The organism is Bradyrhizobium sp. 44 (assembly GCF_023073095.1).
Classification (GTDB): Bacteria; Pseudomonadota; Alphaproteobacteria; order Rhizobiales; family Xanthobacteraceae; genus Bradyrhizobium.
The window spans coordinates 843,236-859,547 of record NZ_JADPIY010000016.1 but is presented as its reverse complement, the minus strand read 5'-3'; the positions used below and the strand labels follow the sequence as shown (position 1 = coordinate 859,547).

At 62.5% G+C, this 16,312-nt stretch carries 18 protein-coding genes; 8 read left to right on the top strand and 10 right to left on the bottom strand.

Annotation, left to right across the window (positions count from 1 at the left end; all coding sequences use genetic code 11):
* The first annotated feature begins 21 nt into the window (after window positions 1-21).
* From IVB41_RS20675 to IVB41_RS20660, 4 genes are all read left to right on the top strand, one after another.
* Window positions 22-3,786, top strand: a complete 3,765-nt coding sequence (locus IVB41_RS20675; protein ID WP_247434364.1) for a vitamin B12-dependent ribonucleotide reductase — start codon at window positions 22-24, stop codon at window positions 3,784-3,786.
* A 117-nt stretch (window positions 3,787-3,903) separates the two neighbouring features.
* Entirely contained in the window at window positions 3,904-4,473 is a 570-nt protein-coding gene (locus IVB41_RS20670; RefSeq protein ID WP_247434360.1) for a hypothetical protein, read from the top strand.
* A 371-nt stretch (window positions 4,474-4,844) separates the two neighbouring features.
* The gene (locus IVB41_RS20665; protein WP_247434357.1) at window positions 4,845-5,795 is read left to right on the top strand and encodes a hypothetical protein; all 951 of its coding nucleotides are present in this window, start codon (window positions 4,845-4,847) and stop codon (window positions 5,793-5,795) included.
* A 246-nt stretch (window positions 5,796-6,041) separates the two neighbouring features.
* Window positions 6,042-6,557: a ParB N-terminal domain-containing protein gene (locus tag IVB41_RS20660; protein WP_247434354.1), complete on the top strand. Its 516-nt coding sequence runs from the start codon at window positions 6,042-6,044 to the stop codon at window positions 6,555-6,557.
* A gap of 179 nt (window positions 6,558-6,736) precedes the next feature.
* On the opposite strand, the gene IVB41_RS20655 is transcribed toward IVB41_RS20660, so the two are convergent.
* Both IVB41_RS20655 and IVB41_RS20650 read right to left on the bottom strand, forming a co-directional pair.
* Window positions 6,737-7,300: a type 1 glutamine amidotransferase domain-containing protein gene (locus IVB41_RS20655; RefSeq protein ID WP_247434351.1), complete on the bottom strand. Its 564-nt coding sequence runs from the start codon at window positions 7,298-7,300 to the stop codon at window positions 6,737-6,739.
* A gap of 107 nt (window positions 7,301-7,407) precedes the next feature.
* Complete coding sequence (locus IVB41_RS20650) at window positions 7,408-7,704, bottom strand: HdeA/HdeB family chaperone (protein WP_245287862.1); 297 nt, start codon at window positions 7,702-7,704, stop codon at window positions 7,408-7,410.
* A gap of 213 nt (window positions 7,705-7,917) precedes the next feature.
* On the opposite strand from IVB41_RS20650, the gene IVB41_RS20645 reads away from it, so the two are divergent.
* Complete coding sequence (locus IVB41_RS20645; RefSeq protein ID WP_247434348.1) at window positions 7,918-8,994, top strand: hypothetical protein; 1,077 nt, start codon at window positions 7,918-7,920, stop codon at window positions 8,992-8,994.
* A 440-nt stretch (window positions 8,995-9,434) separates the two neighbouring features.
* Here IVB41_RS20645 and IVB41_RS20640 read toward each other — a convergent pair whose 3' ends face one another.
* From IVB41_RS20640 to IVB41_RS20630, 3 genes are all read right to left on the bottom strand, one after another.
* Window positions 9,435-9,653, bottom strand: a complete 219-nt coding sequence (locus IVB41_RS20640) for a hypothetical protein (RefSeq protein ID WP_247286259.1) — start codon at window positions 9,651-9,653, stop codon at window positions 9,435-9,437.
* Window positions 9,647-9,865, bottom strand: a complete 219-nt coding sequence (locus IVB41_RS20635; protein ID WP_247434345.1) for a hypothetical protein — start codon at window positions 9,863-9,865, stop codon at window positions 9,647-9,649. The genes IVB41_RS20640 and IVB41_RS20635 overlap by 7 nt, the downstream gene beginning before the upstream one ends.
* Before the next feature lie 320 nt (window positions 9,866-10,185).
* Window positions 10,186-11,193 carry an acyl-CoA desaturase gene (locus IVB41_RS20630; RefSeq protein ID WP_247434342.1) on the bottom strand — a complete coding sequence of 336 codons (1,008 nt, stop codon included), beginning with the start codon at window positions 11,191-11,193 and terminating at the stop codon, window positions 10,186-10,188.
* A 268-nt stretch (window positions 11,194-11,461) separates the two neighbouring features.
* Here IVB41_RS20630 and IVB41_RS20625 point away from each other — a divergent pair, with 268 nt between their 5' ends.
* A complete protein-coding gene (locus IVB41_RS20625) occupies window positions 11,462-12,196 on the top strand; it encodes a lytic transglycosylase domain-containing protein (protein ID WP_407062490.1) in 735 nt (244 codons plus the stop codon).
* 12 nt (window positions 12,197-12,208) lie between these two features.
* Here the strand turns inward: IVB41_RS20625 and IVB41_RS20620 are convergent, their stop codons facing one another.
* From IVB41_RS20620 to IVB41_RS20605, 4 genes are all read right to left on the bottom strand, one after another.
* Entirely contained in the window at window positions 12,209-12,613 is a 405-nt protein-coding gene (locus IVB41_RS20620; protein ID WP_245287861.1) for a hypothetical protein, read from the bottom strand.
* Window positions 12,610-12,903 carry a hypothetical protein gene (locus IVB41_RS20615; protein ID WP_247434336.1) on the bottom strand — a complete coding sequence of 98 codons (294 nt, stop codon included), beginning with the start codon at window positions 12,901-12,903 and terminating at the stop codon, window positions 12,610-12,612. The genes IVB41_RS20620 and IVB41_RS20615 overlap by 4 nt, the downstream gene beginning before the upstream one ends.
* 136 nt (window positions 12,904-13,039) lie before the next feature.
* Window positions 13,040-13,693 carry a cell envelope biogenesis protein TolA gene (locus IVB41_RS20610; RefSeq protein WP_247434333.1) on the bottom strand — a complete coding sequence of 218 codons (654 nt, stop codon included), beginning with the start codon at window positions 13,691-13,693 and terminating at the stop codon, window positions 13,040-13,042.
* A 248-nt stretch (window positions 13,694-13,941) separates the two neighbouring features.
* Window positions 13,942-14,478 (bottom strand): helix-turn-helix domain-containing protein, encoded by a 537-nt coding sequence (locus IVB41_RS20605; protein ID WP_247434330.1) that lies wholly within the window; start codon window positions 14,476-14,478, stop codon window positions 13,942-13,944.
* 198 nt (window positions 14,479-14,676) lie between these two features.
* Here IVB41_RS20605 and IVB41_RS20600 point away from each other — a divergent pair, with 198 nt between their 5' ends.
* Window positions 14,677-15,027 carry a zinc ribbon domain-containing protein YjdM gene (locus IVB41_RS20600; protein WP_027569793.1) on the top strand — a complete coding sequence of 117 codons (351 nt, stop codon included), beginning with the start codon at window positions 14,677-14,679 and terminating at the stop codon, window positions 15,025-15,027.
* 156 nt (window positions 15,028-15,183) lie between these two features.
* Window positions 15,184-15,369: a hypothetical protein gene (locus tag IVB41_RS20595; RefSeq protein WP_247434327.1), complete on the top strand. Its 186-nt coding sequence runs from the start codon at window positions 15,184-15,186 to the stop codon at window positions 15,367-15,369.
* A gap of 22 nt (window positions 15,370-15,391) precedes the next feature.
* On the opposite strand, the gene IVB41_RS20590 is transcribed toward IVB41_RS20595, so the two are convergent.
* Window positions 15,392-16,312, bottom strand: coding sequence for a DMT family transporter (locus tag IVB41_RS20590; RefSeq protein ID WP_247434324.1), 921 nt, complete (start codon window positions 16,310-16,312; stop codon window positions 15,392-15,394).

Genomic DNA, 16,312 nt, shown 5'->3' with positions numbered 1-16,312 from the left:
AAGATAGGACGGGGCAAGACCATGCGGATTGAGCGGCGCCACACCACTTCGGGACAGTCACCTTACGCCGGCATCGATTTCCGGCTGACCACGTCGGAGATCAGGAATCCCGACGGCTCTGTCGTGTTCAAGCTCGAGAACGTCGAGGTGCCGACCGCGTGGTCGCAGGTCGCCTCCGACGTCCTGGCCCAGAAGTACTTCCGCAAGGCCGGCGTTGCCGCGCGCCTGAAGAAGGTCGAGGAAGAGTCCGTTCCCTCCTTCCTGTGGCGCTCCGTGCCCGACACCGAGGCGCTCGCCCTCCTGCCCGAGAAAGAGCGCTATGTCAGCGAGCTCTCGGCCAAGCAGGTGTTCGACCGTCTCGCCGGCTGCTGGACCTATTGGGGCTGGAAGGGCAATTACTTCTCCTCCGACGAAGACGCCCAGACCTTCTACGACGAGCTCCGCTACATGCTGACCATGCAGATGGTCGCGCCGAACTCGCCGCAATGGTTCAACACCGGGCTTCATTGGGCCTATGGCATCGACGGCCCCGGCCAGGGCCATTATTACGTCGACCCCTTCACCGGCAAGCTGACCCGGTCGAAATCCTCCTACGAGCATCCGCAGCCGCACGCCTGCTTCATCCAGGGCGTCGGTGACGACCTCGTCAACGAGGGCGGCATCATGGACCTCTGGGTCCGCGAAGCCCGCCTGTTCAAATACGGCTCCGGCACCGGCTCCAACTTCTCGCGCCTGCGCGGCGAAGGCGAACGCCTCTCCGGCGGCGGCCGCTCGTCCGGCCTGATGAGCTTCCTCAAGATCGGCGACCGCGCCGCGGGCGCGATCAAGTCGGGCGGCACCACGCGCCGCGCGGCCAAGATGGTCGTCGTCGACGTCGATCACCCCGACATCGAGACCTATATCGACTGGAAGGTGAAGGAGGAGCAGAAGGTCGCGGCTCTCGTCACCGGATCCAAGATCAACCAGAAGCACCTCAAGGCCGTGCTCAAGGCCTGCGTCAATTGCGAGGGCTCGGGCGACGATTGCTTCGATCCCGAGAAGAACCCGGCGCTGCGCCGCGAGATCAAGCTCGCGCGCCGCAGCCTCGTCCCCGACAACTACATCAAGCGCGTCATCCAGTTTGCAAAACAAGGCTACAAGGACATCCAGTTCGACGTCTACGACACCGACTGGGATTCGGAAGCCTACCTCACGGTTTCGGGGCAGAACTCCAACAACTCGGTCTCGCTCAAGGACGACTTCCTGCGCGCGGTCGAGACCGACGGCGACTGGAATCTCGTCGGACGCACCACCAAGAAGATCACCAAGACGCTGAAGGCGCGCGACCTCTGGGAAAAAATTGGTTACGCCGCCTGGGCGTCGGCCGACCCGGGCCTGCACTTCAACACCACCATGAACGACTGGCACACCTGCAAGGCGTCCGGCGACATCCGCGCCTCCAATCCGTGCTCGGAATACATGTTCCTGGACGACACGGCGTGCAACCTCGCCTCGGCGAACCTGCTGACGTTCTACGACATCCCCTCCAAGCGCTTCGACGTCGAAGGCTACGAGCACCTCTGCCGGCTCTGGACCGTCGTGCTCGAAATCTCGGTGATGATGGCGCAGTTCCCGTCGAAGTCGATCGCCGAGCTCTCCTACGAGTTCCGCACGCTCGGCCTCGGCTACGCCAATATCGGCGGCCTGCTGATGACCATGGGTCTGTCTTATGACTCGAAGGAAGGCCGCGCCATCGCCGGCGCGCTGACCGCGATCATGACCGGCATCACCTACAAGACTTCGGCCGAGATGGCGTCCGAGCTCGGCACCTTCCCCGGCTACAAGAAGAACGCCGCGCACATGCTGCGCGTGATCCGCAACCACCGCCGCGCCGCCCATGGCCAGTCCAACGGCTACGAAGGGCTGAGCGTCAACCCCGTGCCGATGGACCTGGTGTCCTGCCCGCAGACCGACCTGGTCACGCACGCGCAAGCGGCCTGGGATGCGGCGCTCGAGCTCGGCGAGAAGCACGGCTATCGCAATGCCCAGACCACGGTGATCGCGCCGACCGGCACGATCGGCCTGGTCATGGATTGCGACACCACCGGCATCGAGCCTGATTTCGCGCTGGTGAAATTCAAGAAGCTCGCCGGCGGCGGCTACTTCAAGATCATCAACCGCGCGGTCCCAGCAGCACTTCGCGCGCTCGGCTATCGCGAGAGCGAGATCGCGGAGATCGAGGCCTACGCCGTCGGCCACGGCTCGCTCTCCAACGCGCCCGGCATCAACGCCTCGACGCTGAAGGCCAAGGGCTTCACCGATGAAGCCATCGCCAAGGTCGAGAAGGCGCTGCCGACCGCGTTCGACATCAAGTTCGCCTTCAACAAGTGGACCTTCGGCGAAGACTTCATCCGCGACCAGCTCGGCATCGGCGCCGAGGCGATCGCGGCCCCCGGCTTCGACCTGCTCCAGGCCGTGGGCTTCACCAAGCGCGAGATCGAGGCGGCCAACGTCCACATCTGCGGCGCGATGACGGTGGAAGGAGCCCCGCACCTCAAGGCCGAGCACTATCCGGTGTTCGACTGCGCCAACCCCTGCGGCAAGGTCGGCAAGCGCTATCTCTCGGTCGAGAGCCACATCCGCATGATGTCGGCGGCGCAGCCCTTCATCTCGGGTGCGATCTCCAAGACCATCAACATGCCGAACGACGCCACCGTGGAGGACTGCAAGTCCGCCTACATGCTGTCGTGGAAGCTGGCACTGAAGGCCAACGCGCTCTACCGCGACGGCTCCAAGCTCAGCCAGCCGCTCAACTCGCAGCTCATCGCCGACGATGAGGACGAGGACGATGCGATCGAGCATCTCTACGACAAGCCGATGGCGGCACGTACCGCCCAGGTCTCGGAAAAGATCGTCGAGAAGCTGGTCGAGCGCATCATCGTGATGCGCGAGCGCGAGAAGATGCCGGATCGCCGCAAGGGCTACACCCAGAAGGCGGTCGTCGGCGGACATAAGGTCTATTTGCGCACCGGCGAATATGACGACGGCCGCATCGGCGAGATCTTCATCGACATGCACAAGGAAGGCGCGGCACTGCGCTCCTTCATCAACAACTTCGCCATCGCGGTGTCGCTGGGCCTCCAGTACGGCGTGCCGCTCGACGAATATGTCGACGCCTTCACCTTCACCCGCTTCGAGCCGGCGGGCCCCGTGCAGGGCAACGACAGCATCAAATACGCGACCTCGATCCTCGACTACGTCTTCCGCGAACTGGCGGTGAGCTATCTCAGCCGCTTCGACCTCGCCCATGTCGATCCCAGCGAGACCGGGTTCGACGTGCTCGGCAAGGGCGTCGAGGAAGGCAAGGAGCCGGACGATCACGGCCAGCGCGCCTCCAAGCTGGTGTCGCGCGGCCTCACCCGCTCCCGCACCGACAACCTCGTGGTGATGCGCGGCGGCTCGACCGCGGTCGCGCAGGGCAACGACAGCGCACCATCAGGCGGCAGCAAGGTCACCTCGCTCGCCTCGCACGGTGCAGGCCGTGCCGGCGACGTCCTGGAAGGCGCCGTCGCGCTGAAGCAGGAAGTGGCCCACGACCTCTCGCCCACCGAGAAGCTGGAAGCCCTGCAGTGGAGCAAGTCCGGCACCGCGCAGACCATGGTCCCCTCCAAGGCCGAACGCCGCGCGGAAGCGAAGGCAAAAGGCTACGAAGGCGAGATGTGCAGCGAGTGCGGCAACTTCACGCTGGTGCGGAATGGCACGTGCATGAAATGCGATACGTGCGGAAGCACGACGGGGTGTTCGTGAGTACATCGGCATAATCGCAGCCCTAACAAGACCCGCTGATCGACTCAGCGGGTCTTTTGCAATTGGGCGCCCAGGAAGGGTTCCGTTACAAGGGTGCCCCTCGCGGGCAAGCACACGATGAAGTTTCGACTTCTATACGAAGGTCCGATCGCACCAAGGCAGCGGGCTAGCCTCGTCGATATCCATGCGATGCGGACTGCTTTCGCTCCTCAAATTCGTGAGCTGTGGCAACACTCGCCTCTGAGGAGTGAAGCAGAAAAGATGCTAAAGGAGCAATATGACGTTCCAACAAGTCAAATCGGAATTCTGGAAACGCGCGGCACGACCCTCTTCGCGTCTCTAGTTTCGAAGCGCTTGGATTTGATGTGCGAACTCGACATCATCTTCTTGAGAAGGCAAGCGCCTGGTCAATTGATCGGCGAAGGCGGGGATATTAATAATCGGATCAAAACTCTTCTTGATGCATTGTCGATGCCTCCTCGAGCGCAACAAAAGCATTTCGAAAATGCAATTTCAAGCGACCCTATTCACTGCTTGCTCCAAGACGATTCCCTTGTCACGAAGCTATCTGTAGAAACAGATCGGCTCTTGAGGCCTGCCGAGAACGAACATGATCTTGTGGCGCTTATCGGCGTTAAAATTTCCGCAAGCCGTTTGGCTTTCTCAAATATTGGCATTGCAAACTAGGAGCCCGGAGGATGGGTTGAGCCGTTGCAAAACCCATCATGTCGCGGCGGCTGTTGGGTTTCACGATCGCTCTACCCATCCTACGCACTGAGGCGTGCCTATGCTCAGCCCGACATCTCAGGTGGAGGAAAGCACTAAGGCTGGGAATATTTTCCCTTCGGCTGTCGAGGCCGGCAGCGAAGCCGATCGCGCGTCCCACCGGGGCACACCCAGCCCCCAGTATTAACGCAACTGCTTTTCCGGCATTACGCTGCTTGTACATGTTTAAGTTGCATTGAAATCTGATTCCACCTGATGCATATCTTGCTTTGTACCTAGGGATTGTTCTCACTGGATAGGTCTTCGCGCAAATGCGCGATGCGGGGCGAGACATGACAGAAGCTACGGACCGAAGTGAGCCGCCCAGTAGGGCGCCCCCATCGCTTCTCGACAAGGCTGATAAGATCGCGAAAATCTTTGCGACCGCGGCAATTCCGATCATCCTTGGGGTCGGTGGCTGGATAATTCAGACGACAATTGAGCATGACAAACAAGAGTCCGCGCGAATTCAGCAGGATCAGCAGCGAGCGGTCGACAAAGACAAGATATCGCTCGAATACGTGAAGATCGCTAAAGACATCCTGACTTCGACGGAAAAGGATCTCCCTAAGGAATTGACAACATGGTCGTGGCGGCTGATCGACGGGGTCTCGCCAATCAAATTTGCCAAGGAGGATCTCGATCGCCTCATAGACCGCAAGGAAAGAATTCCCACTCCGTCAACCGTTTCATCATTTCAGTCTCTAGCAGACGAATACAATCGGATGTTCAAGGAACTGATACTGGCGGTCGAGAATCAGAAGGTAGACGGCATCGTCGACAAGGTTATTGCAAACAAAGTTCGATATTCAGAGATTGAAAGCAGAACAGGCGTACCGTGGTTTTTTGTCGGTGTAGTGCACTATCTAGAGAACGGACTGGATTTCCAGAAGTACCTATCGAACAATGATCCTCTCACCGCCGTAACGGTGCATGTGCCTAAAGGCAGAGGACCGTTTGCTACTTGGGAAGATGGAGCTTCGGATGCGCTCCGAATAAGTGGGCTCATTGGAGCCACAGATTGGAGCATTGCTCGAATTCTGTTTCGACTGGAAGCGTGGAATGGATTTGGGTATCGGAGACGCCAAGTCAACAGCCCGTTTCTTTGGAATTGCGCCTCGTATTACACGACAGGCTATTTCGTCAGCGACGGGGCATTTGATCCCGCGGCCATTCCGGAACGGTGCGGCGGGGCTGTCTTGCTCAAGCGCTTAATGGATCGCCAACTCATAGCGAATCAGTAATCCCGCGAAATTGCGGTGACAGTGCACCAAATTCACTCGCCCATCCTCCCGATCTGCAGCTTCAGCTCGCGTTTGGTGCGTCGTATCAATTGAGTGCACTATCTCGATAGTATCGAGGTTGTTTCCGGCCTCGATGCTCATCAATACCCTTCCACCGAATTGCCTTTGCGGCCGCCACCTTCCCTCCTAAACTCCCAACACCACCGGCATGGGTTCCGACGCGCCCGGTAGAAGCGGAGTAGACTTATGCCAACACCGGAAAGCTTCCCGATCGAGACGATTTTCGTTCCCACGAAGCAGAAGAAAGCCATCAAGCCCGAAATCGTCGGGGAGATCGCGGAAAGCATGCTGGACATCGGACAACAGGCTCCCATTTCCGTTCGGCGCGACGGAGACCGCCTCGTTCTGGTCGATGGACTGCATCGGCTCGAAGCCTGCAAGGCGCTCGGCGAGACGACCATTCTCGGTGTCCTGGTCCCGGCCGAGCTTGCTCAGTACAAGCCGCAGCTCGCCGAACGACCCGAAGTCGAGGCAGAGCGCCTCAAGATGGCGCGATTGAAGCAGTTGCGCCTGGAGAAGGAAGCCGCTGAGGCATCGACGACTGCCTTGAGGAGCGTCCACGCAACGGATGCACCGCGGTCCCGTTCGACCAAAGGCACCCGCGACAATCCAAAGGCACCACCGGGCCGGACCGAGAAAGCCAGACCGAAAACGTTGTCGGACTGGATCACGCAGCAAAAGGGCACCGGCAGCCGCTATTGATTGCTGGCTCCAGAATTCTGGCGCGTGAGGTGGTTAGCGAAGCGTAACCGACCTCTTTTGTTTTCTACGGCAAGTCGTGGAGGGTTACGCCTTCGGCTAACCCACCCTACGCCAATGTCATTCGATAGCGCCACGTGAACCGGGGTTGGATGGCATCGCCTCGCGCACCGCCACCACCCTTACGCCGCGTTGCTGCGCTGGGTGTGGCGGCCTTCCTTCACCTCTTCGATGATCTTGGCGCTGAAGGCCTTGAGGTCACCCGGGTTGCGCGAGGTGATGATGCCCTGGTCGACGACGACCTCGGAATCCTCCCACTTCGCCCCGGCATTGGCGATGTCGGTCTTGATCGATTTGTAGGAGGTCATCCTGCGGCCCTTCGCGATGCCGGTTTCGACCAGCAGCCAGGGCGCATGGCAGACCGCGGCAACGACCTTCTTGGCATCGAAGATGCTCTTGATGAAGGCCAGCGCCTTGGGCTCGACGCGCAGGAGATCAGGGTTGATCTGGCCGCCGGGCAACACCAGCGCGTCATAATCGCCGGCCTTGGCCTGATCGAGGGTCTTGTCGACCTTGACGGGGCGGCCCCAGTCCTTCTCGTCCCAGCCCTTGATCTCGCCGGGCTGCAGCGAAATGATCTCGACGGTCGCTCCGGCCGCCTTGAGGGTATCACGCGGCACTTCGAGCTCCGATTGCTCGAAGCCGTTGGTCGCAAGAATCGCAATCTTTTTCCCGGACAGTTCCATCCGTGTCTCCGTTGATCGTGGGGTGATGCTCATCAATCGAATGATTTTGCATTTGGTTCCCAAGCCCAACATTACGGTAAGAGCTCGTCGGGTGGACCAGCGAGGCGCTACTTCGTATTGGCCTCGACCGCATCCAGCAGCGGCATCTCGCGATGCGACTCGCAGAAGCGCGAGAGCTTGTTGCCGTTCTTGTTCAGCGCTTGCGTGTCCACAACGGGATTGTTGCGCCGGCCGGCGTAGAACCCGGCGAGCCAGACGTTCACGGTCTGCATGTGGGTAATGCGCTGGGTGATGTACTGGTCGCAGCTGATCTTGGAAACATCGACCAGCACCTGGGCCTTGGCCGGCACGGCCAGCAGCAGGGCGGCGAAGGCACCAAGGACGATCACTCTTGTCTGAACCATGTTTTCCTTCCGATGAATGCCTGCACGCTGGAGGCGGTCGGGCGCTGCCTGCTTGATCCAGATCAAGGGGCCCGCTACCCCGCGACCCGCCCTCCTCCGAGCCCGCCATAATTTCTCCTTCGCACGCGCGTTGTGTGGGACAGCGGCGAGACCTATCGTTCCGATTGAACTGCCGCACTCCCATTGACGCCCGACTGGATCGAGAGCGCATCGGTGCCCGAGACGAACGACCCCAAGCCTGACGACCACAAGGCAGACGCGCCCAAACCTGAGGCCCCCAAGCCGGACGTGGGGCGCGCCGATGGCGGGCTGGCGCGGGCTTACGACCGGATCAAGAGCGCGGAGCAAGACCTTGCGCGGCTGGACCGGCTGGTTTCCGGAATGGAACACAGCAGCGAAAGCCCACGGGCCCCGCGAGCAAGCGCCGCCGCGGAGGCTGTCCAGCCTCCCAAAGACGAGATTCCCAAGGAGGAGCCTCCCAAGGACGAGCTTCCCAAGGCCGAGGCGCCGGCGCCGGATAGCAGGGTTCGTAATCAAGGCCTGATGGGAGATCGTCCCATGCTGCGCGCTCTGATCGGCCTCGTGCTGGCAATCGGCATTCTCGGTGTCGCCTTCGCTTCGCAATATCGCGATGAGGCCAGGTCGATCAGCAGGTCGATCATGGCGCGATGGGCTCCGCCGGTCGCGAAGGCGCCTCCGCAAGCCTCCGCTGTCGAAAGTCCGGCGCCACCGCGGGCCGTGCAACTGGCTGCCGCGGATGAGCCCGGCACGGTGCCAGCGCCGCCGGTCGCCAAGGACACGGAGAGCAACGCAGGATTTGACGCTTCAAGACCCGACGCCTCGAGATCCGGCGCCACAACGCCTGACCCGTCGTCGTCTGATCTCGCGCAATCGCTCAAGACCATCAGCAGCGAGCTCGCGAACATCAACGGAAAGCTCGAGCAACTGAAAAGCCGCAGCGAGCAGACGCTGCGCGAGCAGGCCGACACCATTCAACAGCTCAAGGCGGCGCAGGAGAAGGATGCGGCGGCCAATGCGCGCCTCGCCGCACAGGTCCAGGCACTGCAAAAGGAGCTGACGACTTCACCCGCATCCGCACCCGCATCCGCACCTGCATCCGCGCCTGCATCCACGAAACCCGCCCCGCGCAGCGTGATCAACAACGATGCCGCTGCGCCTGCACGACCGCACGCGCAAGCGGCCGCACCTCGGCGGCCCAGGCCGTCGCGAGGGCCCTGGATGCCCCCGCCCTATATGGTCGATCCCTATTACGGCGATCCGGATTGGTGAGCCCGCTGGGCGAATGAGCCGACTTTACGGAGCCGCCGATCGAAGGCGGCCCCGGATGTTGAGTCGGTTTGCGTTTAGCGCCAGCCGCGATGACGGCCCCTGCTCCAGCCATAGTGATGACCGTGGCCGCCACGTCCCATGTGACCGTGGCCGTGTCCATGACCGCCGCGCGCGAGAATCACCGGACTGTCGGAGCCAGCGACCAGCGTCTCCGCCGCAACCCGGGGCATGGCAGAAGCAGATAGTGTCGACATTGCCGCGATTGCGCACGCGGCAACGCCGATCAACAAATGACGTATCATGTTGGGGATTCTCCAGGAGCCGCGTGATCGCGGCTGCAGATGTGAATGCTTCCGCGGCCCCAGAGCTCCATCGAAGCATCAGGGCGCGGCAATGAACGCGAGCATTTCTGCGCCGGCACGCAAGCTAGCGGACCGGCATCAGTCACGCGGCGAGATCTGAAGCTCCATCAACGCCATGCGCTCCAGGACAGCGGGGTCTCGCTCGCCCTCCTTCGCCGTGCGAAGGATCGTCTCCGCGATCGAGCGGACATGCGCAGAGCTGACCGGGGCCGGCAGTGACGCAACCGCCGTGTCCAGCGCAGTTTTCATGACGCCGATGGTTTCAGGCGTAAAAGATGCATTCGAAAAGTCTAACATGCTGAATCCGATCTGGAGGTCATCACGGGCGTCGCTTGGTTCGAATGGCTGCTGATATGCGCGATCCGGTCGACCAGGGCCGCTAGATGTCGCGGCAATGGGTCGTGCTCGCCGCCAAGCTTGATCCGCAGGCGGTCTGCTATTTCATTGCAGATCGCCAGGCTGGAGCCGCGGTCGATCTGAATGGCATGGCGAACATCGGGGCTGTTCATGAAGGTTTCCGGTTAATACGCACGGAGGACGCTTCGCGCCGAGCCGCTCTCACAAGGCGACTGCGGTCTTGTTCAGGCGAGGATCGGAGGTTCGATCTCGCTACGCTCGGGGATCACAGGCTCAACGGCTCCCTTGGGCCAGAGTTCCCTCCGAACACAACTTATGTTTGGATTTCACCGATGGCGTCCAAGCCAACGCGGGATAGATGCGGTTTTGGCCCGCGCCTCACGCACGTGGGATGGGTAGAGCACTTGCGAAACCCATCGCGTCATAATGGCAATTGATGGGTTTCGCTTCCGCTTGACCCATCCTACCTGCTTCAGACCATCGCTTCCGTATCTGCCACTGGACGCTTTCCGTCCTCCGAATCTCCAGAGCGAACAGCCCTGCTTCCCGCCGCGAAAATGTCGTGCACCAATCCGAGCTTCCCGAGCCCGAGAATGATCAGGCCGTTGATGTCGATCTCGTACCAGGCGTGCGAAATGTAGGCGTCGCGCGGAAACCGGTGATGGTTGTTGTGCAGGCCTTCACCGAAGGTGAGGATCGTGGTCACGAACTCGTTGGTGGTGCCGTCGTCGAGATCGAAGCGGCGGTAGCCGTAGCGGCCGTCGCTGTGGCAGACCGAGTTGACCAGCGACGTCGCCATGGTCATGAGGTAGCTGCGGAACAGGCCGGAGAACAGGATGCAGCCGGTCATCGTGTGCACGCCGCCGAAGGCGTAGCCGATCGCGCCCGGAATGATCACCGCCGAGAGCGCGTACCAGTACCAGCGTGTTCTGGTGAAGAACATCGCGATCGGATCGGCCAGGATATCCTTGGCGTAGTATCCGGCATCGGTGGTGGCCTGGTCCCACACCCAGCCGCCTTGCGCATGCATCATCCCCTTGGCGAAGGTGACATAGGGGTTGCCGTCGCCGTCATAGTAAGGGCTGTGGACGTCGCCGGGCTTGTCGGAGTGAAGATGATGCCGGCGATGATTGCTCACCCATTTCAGGATCGAGCCCTGCACCGCCATCGTGGCGATGGCCGCGAACAACGTCCGCATCACCGGACCGCAGCGGAAGCTGCGGTGGACGAAGTAGCGATGCATGAAGCCGATCCCGACCGTGGACAGCGCGAACGTGCCGGCGAAGACCGAAACCTCCACCCAGCCGATGCCTTGCCAGAACGCCCAGACCAGCGCCGCGATCGAACCGCCGATCATGATGACGAAGGAGATGTAGGAGTCGCGAAACTTGGCCTCGACCACCGGCCCTTCGACCAGCACGCCCGGCGGCATTTTCCGCTCCGCGCCTTCCGCCGACACCACGCTTTCGATTACGGTCATTCCAGCCGATCCATTCACACAAAATTAACCCTGTTGCGGCGCACATTACAACCTCGGGTTATTTCCATCAAGGATGCGAACTGCCGTGGGAGTACGGACCGGCGGCTTGAAAGCACGCGACCAGAGCGAAAAGAAGCCGGATTTCAAGGCCTGGTGGCAGCGTTAACCAGGTGCAAAGCCTCCGCAATGCACTCCCAGAAGACCGATGCCAGGACGAAGCAAGCCCCTCCTCTCTCGCCTTCGCAAGCTCAGGCGACGCGCACGATGGATGCGAAAGACCTTCGCGCGCGCACCGCGGATGGTCCGGATCGCGGGCGGCGTGGCGATGCTGCTTGCGGTCGTCGTGCTCGTGAACATCGCCTATCAAACCATGCGCAAGCCGATCGAGCTGTTCGTCCTTGTCGGCCACGCGCTCGACAAGGATCCACCGGAGACCTGGCGGCAATACGGGCCGCTATTCCGCAAGCATGCCACCGCGACGATCACGCCCGAATTGCTGGCCGCGCTGGCGCAGGTCGAGACATCGGGCAATCCGCTCGCGCGCACCTACTGGCGCTGGCGATGGAGTTTCAATCCGCTCGCGATCTACCGGCCCGCCTCCAGCGCCGTCGGCCTCTTCCAGATGCTGGACGCAGCCTATGCCGACGCCGCGCGGTTCTGCGTTCGTGGCAACGCGGTCACGGAGGCCGGCTGCGGCTCTCCCTTCCTCTATATCCGCGCAATCCCGAGCCACGCCATCGAGCTGGCATCGGTCTATCTCGATCGCAATGTCGCCGATGTGCTCACCCGTGCGGGCGATGTGAAGGCGAGTGCGCGCGAGCGGCAGGATCTCGCCGCCTTCATCCATCTCTGCGGCGCCGGCCCCGCCACGGCCTACGCGCGCCGCAAGTTCCAGATGATCGCCGACGAGCGCTGCGGCGATCACCTCGTCGCGAGCTATGTCGCCAGGGTCAACGTAATGAAGCGGCAGTTTCTGCGGCTTGCGGCGGAGGATGGCGGTTAGGAACGTCGCCCTTCACCACCAATACGGCCACCGCCAGCCCTCGTAGCGGACATACGACGACACCAGCGGCGGGCCGTAGGGGTCGACCCGGTCGTCTTCCGGGCGATAACGATAGCGCGGAACGATATTGTAATCCCACGGCGTTGGCCTGAGCACGGGGACATCCACCCTCAGCCGTTGTTCATCCACCACGCGAGCCTTCCGCGTCCGGGCTTCGGCATCCGATATCCCGAGATTGCCCAGCACCAGGGCGGTTCCGAGCGCACACGCGACAGTCATGATCTTCATGCGTTGGTCTCCTTGCCGCCAGAGTGCAAAAGGACGCCAGGCAAGGCAAGCGAATTTGCGATCAAGCTTTGCCGGAATGACCGACGCCGGCCGCTCCGCCGTTTCGGCGCAGCGCAGACCGACCATCATGCGCCGGGCTTGCCATCCAACAGCGCGAGCGCTCGCGGCACCTGATCGCGGTCCGCAACCAGCACATATTCCTGCCGCGCCAGGCTGGCGCCGCTCGCGATCACGATCGATTGCTTCGGGCACAGGCCGAAGCATCCGGTCACGATCAGCTTGGCCGGCTTGGTGCCGTCGCGCTTGTTCGCCTTCAGTTCGGATTTCAGCGCACGCCTGACGTCGCGGCCGACGTCGCTGCGCTTGAGGCACTTGCGGCAAACCAGGACAGGCGCCGCGCGGCGCGAGCACACGATCATCGGGCTTTTGGAATTGGGGCTTTTAGAAATCGACGGCTTTTCAGACATGGCAACCTATGTGGGACATCAGTCCATATAGGCATGGAACCGCGACCTCGCCGCCAAGGACGACGACGCGGCGCGCATGGCCGGGCATTTACTCCCGCGCGCGACGCACAGCCTCCGCCAGCTTCATCCTCTGCTTGTCCCACCGGCTCTGCTCCGCCCCGGCGCGTTCGTCGAGTGCAGCGCGCTCGGCTTCAATCGCCTCCGCCCGCGATTCGTGCTCCCGCTTTGCCTCGTCCAGCGCCGCCTGCGCGCTCGCAACCGCCTTGTCGCGGCGCGCGCGCTCCTTGGCGCGAGCGGCCTCCTCCTTGCGGCGCTCGGCTTCCCGCCGCCGCTCTTCCTTCTCGAACGCCGCGGCGGCCTTGCGCGCCTGTTGATCGTCGATCTTGCGGGCTGGTTGCTTTGCAGCCTTTAACGGACGCTTTTCCGGCTTGGACTTTACTTTGGACTTGGCCTTGCGCTTCGGCGTGGCCTCGTCGTCAGCGAGATCGGTCGGCAACTCGGAATGCTCGGTGAACGCCCCGTCCGACCCCACCGGACGCCGGAGCACCACGCCCGGCTTCTCCATCGTCGCGGCGACGATGTCGGGGTCGTCGGTCTCCTTCGCGGCGCCCTGGTGAAACAGATTGGACCTGGCGCCCCAGGCATCCAGCGCCGCCTTCATCGAGGGCGCGGCGATCGCCTGGTCGTAGAAGCCGAGCGAGGTCTGGTAGGTCTTCAGTTTTCTTTTTGGTGTCTTCGGCATGTCACTCCGCAGCTGGCGAGCCACCAGCTTCCAGCGGCGCCATCATGCCATACTGCCCCTGTTTTGCCCGACGAGTCAAATTCGATTCGGTATCGCCGAAGTTGGTGCGAGGCCCGTAGCCCGCTGCGCTCCATCCGTGCTACGGCTCAACACCACCGCTTTTTCGGATTTTCAACACGCTGAAATCCCTCGGGATTTCTACTGTGCATGGGGTTGTTTTCGACGTTTTTGTTTTGAGGCGGTGCCGCCTACGCCGCGTCCACGTCCTCGGGCGCCGGTCCTGCGACGAGCCCATCGAGACCGACCATCAGCAGATCGGCGATGTGCATCAGCTGGTACAGCGGAATGTCCGCCAGGCCCTGCTCGGCCAGCGAGACGAAGGCCGGCGTGGCGCCGATGAGTTCGGCGAGCTGGCCTTGCGTGTAGCCGCGTTTTTCGCGCGCAGCCCTGAGGCGCGCACCGATCCCAAGCCGGTGGCGGGACTGCTCGTCCGCGGTCATCATCACGGCTTGCTCGTCCGCGCTCGCATAGCCGTCCGCGAATGCGCTGCCGATCAGCCGGCCCTTGCGCCAGGCGGCGCGGCAGTGCTTGCGCAGTCCGCTGCTGAAGACCAGCGTGAACTGCTCGGCGACCCAGAGCGAGGCGTTGAGGCCGAGGCGCGCGCCGGTGCCCGAGACATCGCGGATCGTGCAGGGCGCGCTGATGATCTTGCCGGTACCGTTGTCGAATTCGACAATGCCGGTGCGTAGCGTGTGATGTCTGACTGCGGCGCGATGCTCGCTCATGACCAGAACACTCCCTTCCGCCGCGACGTCGAACGGACGCCGCGTAAACCCGGACCTCGATACCGCAGAATTTTTCCCGAACTCCTAAGTTTCCAGGGGTTCGACCAGGACTGAAAGCCATGGTAAAGGATTTGCTCCCAATCCATCTTTTCCGGCGGAAAGCGTGCGGCGCGCCCGTGACGGGCGACGAGGCAAACGATGACCGACGCGATGAAATGTCCGACCTGCAACTCCGAGCACGCCTATCAGGATCGCGGCCTCTGGGTCTGCCCGGAATGCGGCCATGAATGGAGCGGCACGGCGGAGGCCGCCGCGGACGCCGCGCAGGAGGCCGGCGTGCGCGATGCCAACGGCAATGCGCTCACTGATGGCGACAGCGTCATCGTGATGAAGGATCTCAAGGTCAAGGGCTCCTCCTCCGTCGTCAAGGGCGGCACCAAGGTCCGCAACATCCGCCTGCAGGACGCCACCGACGGCCACAACATCGCCTGCAAGATCGACGGCATCGGCGCGATGAATTTGAAATCGGAGTTCGTGAGGAAGGCGTAAGCCGAGGCGGCCGCATGTCGCAATGTTCAGAAGTGGACATACGTTGCTGCGCCGGACCGCTACCCATGAGCCGACATCCGTACGAACAAGACTTGGGAGGCCGCTCTGCGAGGACCGCCAACAGGTGACGCGACCAGGCCAAACCCGACCGATGACATGTTCGACAATCTAAGCGATCAGGCCGTCTTGCGATTGTACGAAAACATCCGGCATCAGGTTGTCGCCGACAAGGCGCTCGGAGGCAGGTATCGGCTGCTCGGCAAATCCGCCAGCGAGCGCGCCGAGCGGCTCGGGCGGGAGCTGACGGGCCGCGGCGTCAAGTTTGCCGCCATCGAATGGTAAGCGCGGTCCGGAGGCTTGCGATCTATCGCTGCCTCTGCGCCAGATAGAATCCGCACAGCACCGTCACCAATCCCGCCGTCTGCAATAGTGTCGGCGGCTCGCCGAGCAGGAGCCAGCCGGTGAGCACCGTCAGCGCCGGCACGCAGGCGGGGACAACGGCGGCGCGGGCAACGCCGAGGCGTTGGACCGAGACGGCGAACAGATAAAGCGCAGCCGGGCCTGCAAGCACGCCCTGCGCCAGCGCCTGGATGGCGTTCTCACCGATACCGATCGCCGCGATCCGCGCGAGGCCGCCGGTCATGAGGTAGATCGGCAGCAGCAGCAGCGACAGCACGTTGATGACGAGCGCAGCCGACACGGCGGAGACACGCCAGTGGCGCACCAGCGCGCCGAAACCTGCGAACATCAATCCGGTCAGCACGAAGGTGAGATCGCCCAGCACGCCATCGACGCCGATATGACCGATCGATTCCGCGCCGATCACGCCGAGCCCGGCGACGATGACGAGGGCGCCAGCGATGCGCGACGCGGAGACATGCTCTTTCAGAAACAAGGCCGCGAGCAGCAGGCCGCCGAGCGTCGCGCAGGAGGGCTGGATCACGCTGCCATGGCCGAGCGGCACGAACAGAAAACCGGTGTAGGAGATCAGCGACATCACGGGGCCGCCGAGCACCATCAGCGCAAGGCCCCTGCCCCAGCCGATGCCGCAGAGATCGGAGATCCCGCCGCGTATCACCAGCGGCAGGAAGGCGATGCCGGACCAGACATAGCGATGCACCAGCAGATCGACCGGCGAGAAGCCGACCTTGAGCCCGTGCCGCGTGCCGGCAAAGCCGAGCGCCCAGAACACCGCCGCGGCAAGGCCGCAGAGCACACCGACAAGCGCCGGCGCCTGATCGTTCTTTTGAGTGAGAGCGTCAGCGCCGCTCGTCCGCTGATCCAT